The sequence below is a fragment of the Streptomyces sp. NPDC007084 genome (genome assembly GCF_040703595.1).
In the GTDB taxonomy this organism is placed as follows: Bacteria; Actinomycetota; Actinomycetes; order Streptomycetales; family Streptomycetaceae; genus Streptomyces.
In genome coordinates, this window is the sequence record NZ_JBEYFY010000025.1 from 53,382 (window position 1) to 68,315 (window position 14,934).

Genomic DNA, 14,934 nt, shown 5'->3' on the forward strand with positions numbered 1-14,934 from the left:
TCCGAGGGCCGCCCTCCCCTTGGGGGGAGCGGTCCCGGCGGCCCCCGGGAGGAGCGGTTACAGGGCCTAGGCTGGGTGTATGAGCATCGAGCGTGGGCGCGGGCGAGTCGTGGGGCTGCCGACGTGGGACCGCTGCGCGGTCATGGGGGTCGTGAACGTCACCCCCGACTCCTTCTCCGACGGCGGCCACTGGTTCAACACGACGGCCGCCGTCAAGCACGGCCTCGACCTGGTCTCCGAGGGCGCCGACCTGGTGGACGTCGGCGGCGAGTCGACCCGCCCGGGCGCCACCCGCGTGGACGAGGCGGAGGAACTCAAGCGCGTCATCCCCGTCGTCCGGGGCCTGGTCGCCGAGGGCGTCACCGTCTCCGTCGACACCATGCGCGCCTCCGTCGCCGAACAGTCCCTCGCCGCCGGCGCCGCCCTCGTCAACGACGTCAGCGGCGGCCTCGCCGACCCCGCGATGATCCCGGCGGTCGCCGCCGCCGGAGCCCCCTTCGTCGTCATGCACTGGCGCGGCTTCCTGGCCGGCGGAAACGTCAGGGGCGTCTACGAGGACGTGGTCTCCGAGGTCGTCGACGAGCTGCACGCGCGCGTGGCGGCCGCCATCGAGGCCGGGATCGCCGCCGACCGGATCGTGGTCGACCCCGGACTGGGCTTCTCCAAGGACCCCGCCCACGACCTCGCGCTCCTCGCCCACCTCGACCGCCTGCACACCCTCGGCCGCCCCCTGCTGGTCGCCGCCTCCCGCAAACGGTTCCTCGGCCACGTCCTGGCCGACCCGAAGGGCGCCCCACCGCCCGCCCGCGAACGGGACGCGGCCACCGCCGCCGTCTCCGCGATCGCCGCCCAGCACGGCGCCTGGGCGGTCCGCGTCCACGAGGTCCGGGCCACCGCCGACGCCGTGCGGGTCGCCCGCGCCGTCGAGGGCGCCCGCACCGGCGGGCCCCACGGCGCCGCCGCCCGTCCGGCCGCAGAGGGAGCCCGGTGAGCACACCGCAGACCGACGTCGAGCAGGTCGAGAGCGCCAACACCGCCTTCTACGAGGCGATGGAGCGGGGCGACTTCGAGGAACTCTCCGGCCTGTGGCTGGCCCCGCTGGACACCGCCGACGACGACTTCGCCGGCGAGGGCGCGGTCGTCTCCTGCGTCCACCCCGGCTGGCCCGTCCTCACCGGCCGCGGCGAGGTGCTCCGCTCGTACGCGCTGATCATGGCGAACACGGAGTACATCCAGTTCTTCCTGACCGACGTGCGGGTCTCCGTCTCCGGGGACACCGCGCTCGTCACCTGCACGGAGAACATCCTCAGCGGCGGCCCGGCGCCCGACGACAGCGACGAGCTGGGCCCGCTCGTCGGCCAGCTCGTCGTCGCCACGAACCTGTTCCGCCGCACCCCCGAGGGCTGGAAACTCTGGTCCCACCACGCCTCGCCGGTCCTCGCCGAATCGAGTGAGGAAGACGACGAGGACACCGCCGGTTGAGTGGGCAGGGGCCCATGAGGACCGCTTCCGGCGTACGGGCGGCCCGCACAGGGACCCCCACAAGAACCAAGAAGTGGTTGGAATCACCGCCCCTGGGTAGGGGCGGCTACCAACCCGTGAGCCGCCGCGTTCCCCGGGGGAAACGCCCGGTGAAGCCTCGGCGCCTTCGTCCGGACGCCCGCCCCCTCGGGCGAACGCTGTCGGTGCCCGCAGGTAGATTCGCCTGAGGCCGGTGTGCCGACCGCACTCGGCGCACCACGGCCGTTACCGACGATTGCAGGAGTGATTCGCGTGGATCGTGTCGCGCTGCGCGGCCTCAAGGCCCGCGGGCACCACGGCGTCTTCCAGAGGGAGCGCGAGGAGGGCCAGACCTTCATCGTGGACCTGACCCTCGGCCTGGACACCCGGCCGGCCGCGGCCGACGACGACCTCACGAAGACCGTGCACTACGGCATCGTGGCCGAGGAGGTCGTCGCCGTCGTCCAGGGCGAGCCGGTCGACCTCATCGAGACGCTCGCCGAACGCATCGCCCAGACCTGTCTCAAGCACGACGCGGTCCTGGAGGTCGAGGTCTGCGTCCACAAACCCGACGCGCCGATCACGGTCCCCTTCGACGACGTGACCGTGACGATCACCCGGAGCCGAGTATGACCGCGTCCTTCACCGAGGGTCAGAGCGACCCGACCGTCCAGCCGGTGCCCGCCTCCGTCGTCGAGCGCGTGGACGCCGCCGACTCGACGCTGCAGAACCCGCGGCGCGCCGTGATCTCCCTCGGCTCGAACCTGGGGAACCGTCTGGAGACCCTCCAGGGCGCCATCGACGCGCTGGAGGACACCCCGGGCGTCCGCGTCAAGGCGGTCTCGCCCGTCTACGAGACGGAGCCTTGGGGCGTCGACCCGGGCAGCCAGCCCTCGTACTTCAACGCGGTCGTGGTCCTGCGGACCACCCTGCCGCCGTCCTCGCTCCTGGAGCGGGCGCACGCGGTCGAGGAGGCCTTCCACCGGGTGCGCGACGAGCGCTGGGGGCCCCGCACCATCGACGTGGACATCGTTGCCTACGCCGATCTCGTCTCCGACGACCCGGTGCTGACCCTCCCTCACCCGCGCGCCCACGAGCGGGCCTTCGTCCTCGCCCCCTGGCACGATGTCGACCCCGAGGCCCAGCTCCCCGGGCGCGGCGCCGTCGCCCAGCTCCTCGGCGCGGTCACCCGGGACGGCGTGGCCCCCCGCGGGGACCTGGAACTCCGGCTGCCCGAGTAGTCGTTAAGGTCAGGACGACCACGGGCCGGCCCGACGCGGGGCCGGCCCCCAGGCGGGCTATCGAAGGGGCATCGTGAAAGAGCTGCGCATCCGGACCCTGGCCGCGGTGTTCCTCGTGGCCGGAGTGCTGTCCTGGGCGGGCGCCCGCCTGTGGAACGCGCTGGGCACACTCCCCCGGGTCCCGCTGGCCGCCCCCATCGTGCTCGCCCTGATCGCGATCGTCCTGCTGGCCACGGCCCTGTCGCTGCGCGCCCGGCTCAAGGCACAGCGCGAGCGCCGCCCGGGCGCGAAGGGCGTCGACCCGCTGATGGCGGCCCGCGCGGTCGTCTTCGGCCAGGCGAGCGCCCTGGTGGCCGCCCTGGTGGCCGGGCTGTACGGCGGGACCGGCGTGTTCCTGCTGGAGTCCCTGGAGGTCCCCGCCCGCCGCGACCAGGCCATCTACGCCGGTTTCTCGGTCGCCGCCGGAATCGCCGTCATAGCGGCCGGCTTCTTCCTGGAGCGCGTCTGCAAGCTCCCGGAGGACGACGACGAACACCACGGCGGAACCGCCACGGCCGCCTAGCCGTCACCCCGCCGCCGCCCCCACACACACCGTCGGCGCGGTCAGCGGTCAGCGGTCAGCGGTCAGCGGTCAGCGGTCAGCGGTCAGCGGTCAGCGGTCAGCGGTCAGCGGTCAGCGGGACAGGATCAGGCTCATCGCCTCGGCGCGGGTCGTGGAGTCGCGCAGCTGGCCGCGGACCGCCGAGGTGGTGGTCTTGGCACCGGGCTTGCGGATACCGCGGACGGACATGCACATGTGCTCCGCCTCGATGACGACGATCGCGCCCCGCGCCTCCAGGATGCGCATCAGCGAGTCGGCGATCTGCGTGGTCAGCCGCTCCTGCACCTGCGGCCGGCGGGCGAACACGTCGACCAGCCGGGCCAGCTTCGACAGGCCGGTGATCTTCCCGCTGGACGCCGGGATGTAGCCGACGTGCGCCACCCCGTGGAACGGCAGCAGGTGGTGCTCGCAGAAGCTGACGATCTCGATGTCCTTCACCAGGACCATCTCGTCGTGCCCCAGGTCGAAGGTCGTCGTCAGCACGTCCTCGGGAGCCTGCCGCAGCCCCGCCAGCAGCTCCTTGTACGCCCGCGCCACCCGCCCCGGCGTCTCCCGGAGCCCCTCGCGGTCCGGGTCCTCGCCGACGGCTATCAGCAGCTCGCGTACGGCGTTCTCGGCGCGCTTCTCGTCGAACTCACCGATCGGTGCGTCGCCGTGCAGCGTCACGGGGTCGGTCATCTGGTCCTCGTTCCTGGGGCTCCTGCGCGTGCCGTCGACGCGTCCAAAAGGTGCGGGCGCGCGAAAAAGCCGCGCCCCCCAAGGCTAGAACCTGGGGGGCGCGGCATGCATTCCGGCCCTGGTGAGGGCGCCGGGAGCCGGTGTCAGCTCTCGGTGCGGTCCTCCGGTCCGGTCTCCGTCACCGGGACGGACTCCGTCGCGGTGGCGATGGAGGCCGTCGCGCCGTTCGCGCCGTTCGTCAGCGACAGCTCCTTGGGGGAGAGCACCGGCGGGCGGGTGGACGGCGTACGGCGGGAGGAGCCGGTCCACGCGGGGCGGGCCGGGCGCTTCACGATGGGAGCGAAGATCTCGGCGATCTGCTCCTTGCTCAGCGTCTCCTTCTCCAGCAGCTGGAGGACCAGCGCGTCCAGAACGTCGCGGTTCTCGACCAGGATCTCCCAGGCCTCGTTGTGCGCGTTCTCGATGAGCTTCTTGACCTCTTCGTCGACGAGCGCGGCGACCTCTTCCGAGTAGTCACGCGGGTGCGACATCTCCCGGCCCAGGAAGGGCTCGGTGTTGTCGCCGCCGAACTTGATCGCGCCCAGACGCTCGGTCATGCCGTACTGCGTGACCATCGCGCGAGCGGTGGCCGTGGCCTTCTCGATGTCGTTGGCCGCACCGGTGGTCGGGTCGTGGAAGACCAGTTCCTCGGCCGCGCGCCCGCCCAGCATGTACGCGAGCTGGTCCAGCATCTCGTTGCGCGTGGTGGAGTACTTGTCCTCGTCCGGCAGGACCATCGTGTAGCCGAGGGCACGGCCGCGCGACAGGATCGTGATCTTGTGGACCGGGTCGGAGTTCGGGGAAGCCGCCGCGACCAGGGCGTGTCCGCCCTCGTGGTACGCGGTGATCTTCTTCTCCTTGTCCGACATGATCCGGGTCCGCTTCTGCGGGCCCGCGACCACACGGTCGATCGCCTCGTCCAGCATGTCGTTGTCGATGAGCTTCTGGTTGCTGCGCGCGGTGAGCAGCGCCGCTTCGTTCAGCACGTTCGACAGGTCGGCGCCCGTGAAGCCGGGGGTCCGGCGGGCCACCGCGGACAGGTCGACGCCCGGGGCGACCGGCTTGCCCTTCTGGTGGACCTTGAGGATCTCCAGGCGGCCCTGCATGTCCGGGCGGTCGACCGCGATCTGGCGGTCGAAGCGGCCGGGGCGCAGGAGGGCCGGGTCGAGGATGTCGGGCCGGTTCGTGGCGGCGATCAGGATGACGCCGCCCTTCACGTCGAAGCCGTCCATCTCGACCAGGAGCTGGTTGAGGGTCTGCTCGCGCTCGTCGTGACCGCCGCCGAGGCCGGCGCCGCGGTGGCGGCCGACCGCGTCGATCTCGTCGACGAAGACGATCGCCGGGGCGTTCGCCTTGGCCTGCTCGAAGAGGTCACGGACCCGGGAGGCACCGACACCGACGAACATCTCGACGAAGTCGGAACCCGAGATCGAGTAGAAGGGAACGCCCGCCTCGCCCGCGACGGCACGCGCGAGCAGGGTCTTGCCGGTGCCGGGAGGCCCGTAGAGCAGGACGCCCTTGGGGATCTTGGCGCCGACGGCCTGGAACTTGGCCGGCTCCTGGAGGAACTCCTTGATCTCCTGGAGCTCCTCGACGGCCTCGTCCGAACCGGCGACGTCCGCGAACGTCGTCTTCGGGGTGTCCTTGGTGATGAGCTTCGCCTTGGACTTCCCGAAGTTCATGACCCGGGAGCCGCCGCCCTGCATCTGGTTCATCAGGAACAGGAAGACGACGACGATGAGGACGAAGGGCAGCAGAGACAGCAGGATGCCCAGGAACGGGTTCTGCTTGGACGGCGACACCGTGTAGCCGTCCGGGATCTGCTTGTTCTCGTACTTGTTCTGGAGTGTGTTGGCCAGGGTCACGCCCTGGTCGCCGATGTAACTCGACTGGATCTTGGAGCTGCCCTCAACCTTCTCGCCGTCCTTCAGCGAGACCTTGATGACCTGCTCGTCGCCGGTGGTGATCTTTGCCGACTCGACCTTGTTCTGGTTGATCGCCTGGACGACCTGGCCGGTGTCCACCGTCTTGTAGCCGCCGGACGAACCGACGACCTGCATCAACACGACCACGGCAAGGACGGCCAGCACGATCCACATGACCGGCCCACGGAAGTATCGCTTCACGTCCATCCATACGGAGCGGTGCCGCCCCGTCCCTCCTGCCATAGTGAGTTTGATAAAGACTGTTCTTCGGACGGTACCCCAGCATTGTCACCCGAAGCCGCAGGGGACTGCCGGCAATCCCGTCCACGCATGCTCCAACGGCGCGGAACCCGCTGGGGTTCCCGTCCGTCCTACGAGGAACCGGCCACCCTCGGCACGAGGGTGCTCAGCCGCCGTAGACGTGGGGCGCGAGCGTACCGACGAACGGGAGGTTCCGGTACTTCTCGGCGTAGTCCAGGCCGTACCCGATGACGAACTCGTTCGGGATGTCGAAGCCGACCCATTCCACGTCGATCGCGACCTTCGCCGCGTCCGGCTTGCGCAGCAGCGTGCACACCTTCAGCGAGGCGGGCTCGCGCGAGCCCAGGTTGGACAGCAGCCAGGACAGGGTCAGTCCCGAGTCGATGATGTCCTCGACGATCAGGACGTGCCTGCCCTTGATGTCGGTGTCGAGGTCCTTGAGGATCCGCACCACACCGGAGGACTGGGTGCCCGCGCCGTACGAGGACACGGCCATCCAGTCCATGGTGACGGGGGTGGACAGCGCCCGCGCGAGGTCCGCCATGACCATCACGGCGCCCTTGAGGACGCCGACGATCAGCAGGTCCTTGCCCGCGTACTCCGCGTCGATCTTCGCGGCCAGCTCGGCCAGCTTCGCGTCGATCTCTTCCTTGGTGATGAGCACCGACTTGAGGTCGGTGCCCATGTCTTTCGCGTCCACCCGCATCACTTTCGGTCGTCCGTCCCACTTACTGGGCTCGCGCGGCCGGTCGGACCGCCCGGGACCCGGTGCGGGGTCCCGTGGAACCGCGTGAGCGGCCCCGGCGGAAGGTCCGGTTTTCAGCCTTGCCGGATCACCAGTCTGCCACCCTGTCGCTGGGCCACGACTTTGCCCGGGAGGTTGATGGCTCCCTGGCCCCGCCAGCCGGTGATCAGCCGGTCGATCTCCTCGATGTGACGGGCGAACAGCGAGCCCGCCGGGGCGCCCGCCTCGATGGCCGCCCGGCGCAGGACGCGCCGCCGTACGGCCGGCGGGAGGGCGTAGAGCTTGGCGCACTCCAGGAGGCCGGCCGCGTCGCGTACGGAGGCCTCGGCCTGGCCGGCCCAGGCGTCGAGGGCGTCGGCGTCGTCCCGGGAGAGCTGGGCCGTCCGGGCGAGTGCCTCCACGACTCCTTTGCCGAGCGCCTTCTCCAGGGCGGGCAGGCCCTCGTGGCGCAGCCGGGAGCGGGTGTAGGCCGGGTCGGTGTTGTGCGGGTCGTCCCAGACGGGCAGCGACTGGACCATGCACGCCTTGCGGGCGGTCTGCCGGTCCAGGTGCAGGAAGGGGCGCCGGTAACGGCCGCCGGCCCCCGAGACCGCGGCCATGCCGGACAGCGAGCGGATGCCGGAGCCGCGGGCGAGGCCGAGCAGGACGGTCTCGGCCTGGTCGTCGCGGGTGTGGCCGAGGAGGATCGCGGCGGCGCCGTGGCGCTCGGCGGCGGAGTCCAGGGCGGCGTACCGGGCGTCGCGGGCGGCGGCCTCGGGGCCTCCGCCGCGGCCGACGGTGACGGCGACCGACTCGGCGGGGTCCAGGCCGAGTTCGGTGAGGCGCAGCACGACCTCGTCGGCGCGCAGGCCGGAGCCGGGCTGGAGCCCGTGGTCGACGGTGATGCCGCCGGCGCGGATGCCGAGTTTGGGGGCCTCGAAGGCGAGGGCGGAGGCGAGCGCCATGGAGTCGGCGCCGCCGGAGCAGGCCACGAGAACGAGGGGGGCGAGCGGGGCGGGGCGCGGGGGGTGCTCCGGGGCCGCGTCGTCGCCCTGGCGTGGCCGGGCGGCGGGCGCGGGGGGCTGGTCGAGCGGGGCGCCGGCCGGCACGGTCGCGCTGCGGCGGCTGCCGGGGGCGGGGACGCGCTCGGTGTCGGGCCCGCAGGGGCGCGCGGCGGCGCGGGCGGGCGGGCGCGGGGTGTCGGGGGCGGGCGGGTGCTCGGTGAGGATGTCGTGGAGTACGCGGCGGACCGCCAGGCGTATCGCCGCGACCGCAGGATGGGGACCCATGTCCGGTTCCCTTCATGAAGTTTTCGGGGGGTTAGCCCGGGATCGGTCACTCAGAGTGTGTAGATGGTGACAGAACCGGGGCGTTCCCCGAGCATTGCACGCCTACCCATGCTCCACGGTCCCTCGGACGGGTGATTGGAGGGGCGTTCGCCTGCCGTCGGCCGGATCCCGTTGACGGCCGTCCCGTAGGGTTCACGACTCCGCCTTGCGGTGCACCCGGGTGACCCAGTCCGCCGGTTTGGCGATCTCCGCCTTGGTCGGGAGGGTGTTCGGGGAGGTCCAGACGCGGTTGAAGCCGTCCATGCCGACCTCCTCGACGACCGCGCGGACGAACCGCTCGCCGTCGCGGTACTGCCGGAGCTTGGCGTCGAGGCCGAGGAGCTTGCGCAGGGCCAGGTCGAGGCGGGAGGCGCCCTTCGCGCGGCGCTGCTGGAACTTCTCGCGGATCTCGGCGACGGACGGGACCACGGAGGGTCCGACGCCGTCCATGACGAAGTCGGCGTGGCCCTCCAGGAGGGACATCACGGCGGTGAGCCGGCCGAGGATCTCCCGCTGGGCGGGCGTCTGCACGATTTCCACCAGGGAACGGCCGCCGTCGTCCTCCTCGGTGTCGGGGCGCGAGCCGGCGAGCGACTGCGCGGCCTCGCGGACCCGCTCCAGGACGGTCATGGGGTCGACCTCGGTCTCCCCCAGGAACGACTGGATTTCGCCCTCCAGGTGGTCGCGCAGCCAGGGCACGGCCGAGAACTGGGTGCGGTGCGTCTCCTCGTGGAGGCACACCCACAGGCGGAAGTCGTGCGGCTGGACGTCGAGTTCGCGCTCCACGTGCACGATGTTCGGGGCGACCAGCAGGAGCCTGCCCCCGCCGCTGCCGGACCCGGTGGGGCCGCCGGCCGGCAGGTCCCGGGTAGCGGGCGCGAACGTCTCGTACTGGCCGAGGACCCGGGAGGACAGGAACGAGAGCAGCATGCCCAGTTCGACACCGGTGACCTTGCCGCCGACCGCGCCGAGGACGGCTCCGCCCGGGGTGTTGCCGCGCCGTTCCTGCATCTTGCCCAGCAGCGGCTTGAGGATCTCCCGGAACCCGGCGACGTTGGCCCGCACCCAGCCGGGGCGGTCGACGACCAGGACAGGGGTGTCGTGCGTGACGTCGTCACCCATCCGGGTGAAGCTGCGGACGTGCTCCTCGGAGACCTTCGCGTGCCGGCGCAGTTCGGCGACGATGGCGCGGGCCTCGTCACGGCTCACTTCGGGGCCCGGCCGCACGAGCCGGGTCGCGGTCGCCACCGCGAGGTTCCAGTCGACCATCCCAGTAGATGCGGCACCACCGATGCTCGTCATGCGTCAACCGTACGTGAGCGGGTCCCCGTGCGGTGAGGGGTAAGGCCCCGGATGCGGCCGGGCGGGGGGCCGGAGGTACCGGTGGTGCCCGTGGTGCGGCTGAGGCGTGTCCTACCGGCAGCCGCAGGACGCCAGGGCCGTGGCCGTGCGGTCCAGGGCGGAGCGGGCGGCGAGCGGGTCGGGCGGGGTCGCCTCGTCGGACGTCAGGAAGGCGAAGGCCAGCAGGCGGCCGTCCGCGTCGACGACCGTCCCGGCGAGGGTGTTGACGCCCGTCAGGGTGCCGGTCTTGGCGCGGACCACGCCGGTGGCCGTGGGGGCGTCGGCGTAGCGGGTGCTGAGCGTGCCGGTGAAGCCGGCGATGGGCAGGCCGGTGAGGACCGTACGGAGTTCGGGGTGGTCCGCGTCGCCGGCCGCGGCCAGCAGACCGGTGAGCAGGCCGGCGGAGAGCTTGTCGGCGCGGTTGAGTCCGCTGCCGTCCGCGAAGCGCGCGCCGGTGAGCGGGAGCTTGAGCTTCTTCAACTGGGCGTGGATCGCCTCGGCGTCGCCGTCGAAGCTGGGCTCGGCGCCGGTGGCGAGGGCGACCTGCCGGGCCAGGGCCTCGGCGATGTCGTTGTCGCTGTTGGTCAGCATGCGCTCGACCAGCGCGGACAGCGGCGGCGAGGAGACCGAGGCGAGGGCCTGGGAGCGGCCGGTCGCCTTGGAGAGGCCCGGCGAGGTCGTGCCGATGCCGCGGTCGTGGAGCAGGCCGGCGAAGCGGCGGGCCGCGTCGGCCGCCGGGTCCTCGGCGCGCGCGGCCGTACCGCTCGTGGAGTCGTCGAGCCGGCCCTCGTCGACCATCAGGGGGGTGACCTTGGCGATGTTCTCGTTGACCCCGATGGGGTGAAGTACGGGGCCCCGGTAGAGCGAGGTGTCGTACGACAGCGTCACGTGCGTCATGTGACGGGACTTCAGCGCGGTGGCCGTCCGGTCGGCGAGGGTGCGCAGGCTCGCCCAGCCGTCGGTGACCTTGTGCGCGGTCAGGGTGGGGTCGCCGCCGCCGACGAGCACGACCTCCTTGGTGTCGGGCTCCAGGACCGTGCGGGTGGTGATGCGGTGGTCGGGGCCGGGCGCGGTGAGGGCGGCGACGGCGGTGGCAATCTTCGTGGTCGAGGCGGGGGTCTGGACGTCGTCCGCGCCCTTGCCGTAGAGCCTCTTGCCGGTCGCCACGTCCACCACGACCGCGGTGCGCCGGGCGCCGAGGACGGAGTTGCCGAGCAGCGGGTCGAGGACCTTCTTGAGGGCCTGTTCGGCGGGGGCGGGCACGGCGGTCGTGGAGCGGCTCAGACCGGCCAGCACGGTGGCCGCGCTGGGCGCCGGCCGCGGCGCGGTGGCGGCGGCGCCGGCCGCGCCCGCGTGATCTGCGCCACCCTCCGGCGCCCGCGATGCGGCCCAGTCGCGCTCCGCCGTACGCTGACCGGTGGAGTCCCAGGGACCGGCCACGGTCACCGCCCCGGCCGCCAGCGCCAGGCCCAGGGTGGCGGCGACGGCCGTGAGCTGCGGTGTCGTGAACCGCACGGCACCGGGCCGCACGGCTCGGGTGACCCGCGCCACATGCGGTTTCACCGTCCGCGCGACCCGCACCAGATGCGGTCTCGCGGTCCGCCAAGCCCTCAGCTCTGGCACGACCACCAGCCCCTTTCGCGATCACCCACCTGCGTGAGGGACACTTAACCACCAGAACTATGTGCTGATCATGGAGGAGCCACCGGTGGAGTTCGACGTCACGATCGAGATTCCGAAGGGTTCACGGAACAAGTACGAGGTGGACCACGAGACCGGTCGGATCCGTCTGGACCGTCGACTCTTCACCTCGACCAGTTACCCGGCCGACTACGGCTTCGTCGAGAACACCCTCGGCGAGGACGGCGACCCGCTGGACGCGCTGGTCATCCTGGACGAGCCGACGTTCCCCGGCTGCCTCATCCAGTGCCGCACCATCGGCATGTTCCGGATGACGGACGAGGCCGGCGGCGACGACAAGCTGCTGTGCGTCCCGGCGCACGACCCGCGTGTGGAGCACCTGCGCGACATCCACCACGTGTCGGAGTTCGACCGCCTGGAGATCCAGCACTTCTTCGAGGTCTACAAGGACCTGGAGCCCGGCAAGTCCGTCGAGGGCGCCAACTGGGTCGGCCGCACGGACGCGGAGGCCGAGATCGAGCGTTCGTACAAGCGCTTCAAGGAGTCGGGCGGTCACTGACCCCCCTGGGCGGCCCCGGCCGCCCGCTCCCTTCCGAACGGGCCGTGCGATCCCCCAGGGGGCCGCGCGGCCCGTTCGCGTATCCGTACGCATACTGGGCGTACGGAAGGAAAGAAGAAGATCCACAGACGGACGAAAGGCGAGGCGGGAGCAGGTGGCGGAGCCGGAAGCGGAGGACCGCAAGCGGCGGACGGACGAGGCGCGCAGCGCCTTCGGTCCGCCCGTCGGGGCCGCGGCGCCGGGACCGGGCGCGGACGAGGATTCCTCGATCACCTCGGAGTTCGCCCTCCCCAAGGGACTCGACGTCACCCAGCCGCCCCCGGCCGACTCGTCCACCACCTCCGAGTTCGCCGTTCCCCGGGGCCTCGACGTCGCCCAGCCGCCGGCGCCCGAGCCCGAGGGCTCGGCGTTCAGCCTCCCGGCCACCTACAGCGCCCGGCACGCGCCGCCCGCGTTCACCCCGGCGAACGGCGTCCCCGCGGTCAGTCTGACCAAGGACGCGCCCTGGCAGGACCGGATGCGCACGATGCTGCGGATGCCGGTGACCGAGCGGCCCGCGCCCGAACCCGTCCACAAGGAGGACGAGTCGGGGCCCGCCGTCCCGCGCGTGCTCGACCTGACGCTGCGGATCGGCGAGCTGCTCCTCGCGGGCGGTGAGGGCGCCGAGGACGTGGAGACCGCGATGTTCGCCGTCTGCCGCTCCTACGGCCTCGACCGCTGCGAGCCGACCGTCACCTTCACCCTGCTGTCGATCTCGTACCAGCCGTCCCTGGTGGACGACCCGGTGACGGCCTCCCGGACGGTCCGCCGCCGGGGCACCGACTACACCCGTCTGTCGGCCGTGTACCGGCTCGTCGACGACCTCAGCGACCCGGAGACCCACATCTCCCTGGAGGAGGCCTACGGGCGCCTCGCGGAGATGCGCCGCAACCGGCACCCGTACCCCGGATGGGTCCTCACGGCCTCCGGCGGGCTGCTGGCCGGCGCGGCCTCCGTGCTCGTCGGCGGTGACGCGGTGGTGTTCGTCGCGGCGGCGCTCGGCGCGATGCTCGGCGACCGGCTCGCGTGGCTGTGCGCCGGGCGCGGGCTCCCGGAGTTCTACCAGTTCACCGTCGCCGCCATGCCGCCCGCCGCCATAGGGGTGGCGCTCACCATCGCGCACGTCGACGTCAAGGCCTCCGCGGTGATCACCGGTGGGCTGTTCGCGCTGCTGCCGGGGCGGGCGCTCGTCGCGGGCGTGCAGGACGGCCTGACCGGCTTCTACATCACCGCGTCCGCGCGGCTGCTCGAAGTCATGTACTTCTTCGTCGGCATCGTCGTCGGCGTCCTGGTCGTCCTCTACTTCGGCGTGAAGCTGGGCGCGCAGCTCAACCCGGACGCGGCGCTGAACATCTCGGAGCGGCCGGTGCTCCAGATCGCCGCGTCCATGCTGCTGTCCCTGACCTTCGCGGTGCTGCTCCAGCAGGAGCGGTCCACCGTGCTGGCGGTGACCCTCAACGGCGGGGTGGCCTGGTCGGTGTACGGGGCGATGCACTACGCGGGCGGGATCTCGCCGGTGGCGTCCACGGCCGTCGCGGCGGGCCTGGTCGGGCTGTTCGGGCAACTGCTCTCGCGCTACCGGTTCGCCTCCGCGCTGCCGTACACGACGGCCGCGATCGGGCCCCTGCTGCCCGGTTCGGCCACCTACTTCGGGCTGCTGTCCATCGCGCAGAACGAGGTCGACAAGGGGCTCGTGTCGCTCACCAAGGCGGCCGCCCTCGCGATGGCCATCGCGATCGGCGTGAACCTCGGTTCCGAGATCTCCCGGCTCTTCCTGCGGCTGCCGGGCGGCTCCGCCGGGGGGCGGCGGGCCGCCAAGCGGACGCGCGGGTTCTGAGCCGGCGGTCCCCGGCGGCCGGTCTCAGTCCCGGCCGTTCCCCTGGCCGTAGGGGTACTGCTCCGAGCCGTACTGCTGCCGGGGGTGGCCCTCGCCCTGCCGGTACCCCTGGTCGTACTGCCGCTGGTCGTACTGCTGCTGGTCGTACCCCTGGTCGTACTGCTGCTGGTCGTACCCCTGGTCGTAGCCGCCCTGGCCCTGTGTCTGGCCCTGTCCCTGCCCGTACTGCCGCGGGTACGGCTCCTGCCACCGGGGCTGCTGCTGCGGGTAGCCGTGGCTCTGGTCCGGGTGCTGGTTGCCGTAAGGGGTCTGGTCCTGGTTTCCCTGGTAGCCGTACGGGTCATGGCCCTGGCCCTGGCCCTGTCGGCCATACGAGCCGTCGTGGGCGCCGTGGGCGCCGCTGTCGCCGTACGCCTGGCCGTGGCCCTGGTAGCCGTACGGGTCCTGGGTCTCCTGGACCGGCGGGACGCGCAGCGGGCGGGTCGCGTCGTCCATGACGGGCGCGGCGGGGCGGGTGTGGGCGGCCGGCGGGAGGTCCTGGGCCGGCGGCTGCTCCAGCGGCGGGTTCTTCTTCGCCTTGGAGCGGGCGCGCAGGAACTCGATGGCGATCGGGACGACCGACACGAGGACGATCAGGATCAGAATCAGCTCGATGTTCTTGTGGACGAACTCGATGTTGCCGAGCCAGGAGCCGAGCAGGGTGACGCCCGCGCCCCACAGGACACCGCCGATGATGTTGAACGTGATGAAGGAGCGGTACCGCATGCCGCTGACGCCGGCGATGATCGGCGTGAACGTGCGCACGATGGGCACGAAGCGGGCCAGCACCAGGGACTTGGGCCCGTACTTCTCGAAGAACTCGTGGGCCTTCACCACGTTCTCCTGCTTGAACAGGCGGGAGTCCGGACGGGTGAAGAGGGACGGGCCGACCTTCTTGCCGAAGAGATAGCCCGCCTGGTCGCCGAGGACCGCGGCGACGCAGATCAGCAGGATCGCCGCCCACAGCGGGAAGTCCAGGGTGCCCGCCGTGATCAGCAGACCACAGGTGAACAGCAGCGAGTCGCCCGGCAGGAAGAAGCCGATGAGCAGGCCGGACTCGGCGAAGACGATGAGCAGCAGGCCCCAGATGCCGAAGTTGTCCAGGAGCGTGTTCGGATCCAGCCAGCTTGGACCTAGGGCAAGCGTCGTCACGGTTCCGGGCTCCTGAGGGGTGAAGGGAG

Annotated in this window: 14 protein-coding genes; 7 read left to right on the forward strand and 7 right to left on the reverse strand. The window is 71.8% G+C overall.

Annotated elements, in window-relative coordinates:
* Positions 1–79 precede the first annotated feature (79 nt).
* From folP to AB0912_RS21185, 5 genes are all read left to right on the forward strand, one after another.
* Positions 80–991, forward strand: a complete 912-nt coding sequence (gene folP, locus AB0912_RS21165) for a dihydropteroate synthase (RefSeq protein WP_366701912.1) — start codon at positions 80–82, stop codon at positions 989–991.
* Complete coding sequence (locus AB0912_RS21170) at positions 988–1,482, forward strand: nuclear transport factor 2 family protein (RefSeq protein WP_366701914.1); 495 nt, start codon at positions 988–990, stop codon at positions 1,480–1,482. Before folP ends, AB0912_RS21170 begins: the two co-directional genes overlap by 4 nt.
* A 291-nt stretch (positions 1,483–1,773) precedes the next feature.
* A complete protein-coding gene (folB, locus tag AB0912_RS21175; RefSeq protein ID WP_366701916.1) occupies positions 1,774–2,133 on the forward strand; it encodes a dihydroneopterin aldolase in 360 nt (119 codons plus the stop codon).
* Positions 2,130–2,741 (forward strand): 2-amino-4-hydroxy-6-hydroxymethyldihydropteridine diphosphokinase, encoded by a 612-nt coding sequence (folK, locus tag AB0912_RS21180; RefSeq protein WP_366701918.1) that lies wholly within the window; start codon positions 2,130–2,132, stop codon positions 2,739–2,741. The genes folB and folK overlap by 4 nt, the downstream gene beginning before the upstream one ends.
* A gap of 73 nt (positions 2,742–2,814) precedes the next feature.
* Positions 2,815–3,303, forward strand: a complete 489-nt coding sequence (locus AB0912_RS21185) for a DUF3180 domain-containing protein (protein ID WP_366701920.1) — start codon at positions 2,815–2,817, stop codon at positions 3,301–3,303.
* Between the two features lie 111 nt (positions 3,304–3,414).
* Here the strand turns inward: AB0912_RS21185 and folE are convergent, their stop codons facing one another.
* The 6 genes from folE to dacB all read right to left on the reverse strand — a co-directional run bounded on the left by folE (position 3,415) and on the right by dacB (position 11,267).
* Complete coding sequence (gene folE / locus AB0912_RS21190) at positions 3,415–4,020, reverse strand: GTP cyclohydrolase I FolE (RefSeq protein WP_366701922.1); 606 nt, start codon at positions 4,018–4,020, stop codon at positions 3,415–3,417.
* Positions 4,021–4,163: 143 nt separating this feature from the next.
* Positions 4,164–6,191 (reverse strand): ATP-dependent zinc metalloprotease FtsH, encoded by a 2,028-nt coding sequence (gene ftsH, locus AB0912_RS21195; RefSeq protein WP_366701924.1) that lies wholly within the window; start codon positions 6,189–6,191, stop codon positions 4,164–4,166.
* A gap of 199 nt (positions 6,192–6,390) precedes the next feature.
* On the reverse strand, positions 6,391–6,951 hold the full coding sequence (gene hpt, locus AB0912_RS21200) for a hypoxanthine phosphoribosyltransferase (RefSeq protein WP_366701926.1): 561 nt from the start codon (positions 6,949–6,951) through the stop codon (positions 6,391–6,393).
* A 113-nt stretch (positions 6,952–7,064) separates the two neighbouring features.
* Positions 7,065–8,258 (reverse strand): tRNA lysidine(34) synthetase TilS, encoded by a 1,194-nt coding sequence (tilS, locus tag AB0912_RS21205; RefSeq protein WP_366701928.1) that lies wholly within the window; start codon positions 8,256–8,258, stop codon positions 7,065–7,067.
* 192 nt (positions 8,259–8,450) lie between these two features.
* Positions 8,451–9,599 carry a zinc-dependent metalloprotease gene (locus AB0912_RS21210; protein ID WP_366701930.1) on the reverse strand — a complete coding sequence of 383 codons (1,149 nt, stop codon included), beginning with the start codon at positions 9,597–9,599 and terminating at the stop codon, positions 8,451–8,453.
* 111 nt (positions 9,600–9,710) lie between these two features.
* Positions 9,711–11,267 (reverse strand): D-alanyl-D-alanine carboxypeptidase/D-alanyl-D-alanine-endopeptidase, encoded by a 1,557-nt coding sequence (gene dacB, locus AB0912_RS21215; protein WP_366701932.1) that lies wholly within the window; start codon positions 11,265–11,267, stop codon positions 9,711–9,713.
* 79 nt (positions 11,268–11,346) lie between these two features.
* On the opposite strand from dacB, the gene AB0912_RS21220 reads away from it, so the two are divergent.
* Together AB0912_RS21220 and AB0912_RS21225 are read left to right on the forward strand one after the other, a co-directional pair.
* A complete protein-coding gene (locus AB0912_RS21220) occupies positions 11,347–11,838 on the forward strand; it encodes an inorganic diphosphatase (RefSeq protein WP_355780971.1) in 492 nt (163 codons plus the stop codon).
* A gap of 154 nt (positions 11,839–11,992) precedes the next feature.
* Positions 11,993–13,714 (forward strand): threonine/serine exporter family protein, encoded by a 1,722-nt coding sequence (locus AB0912_RS21225; RefSeq protein WP_366701934.1) that lies wholly within the window; start codon positions 11,993–11,995, stop codon positions 13,712–13,714.
* 24 nt (positions 13,715–13,738) lie between these two features.
* Here AB0912_RS21225 and AB0912_RS21230 read toward each other — a convergent pair whose 3' ends face one another.
* A complete protein-coding gene (locus tag AB0912_RS21230) occupies positions 13,739–14,905 on the reverse strand; it encodes a VTT domain-containing protein (protein WP_366701936.1) in 1,167 nt (388 codons plus the stop codon).
* Positions 14,906–14,934 lie beyond the last annotated feature (29 nt).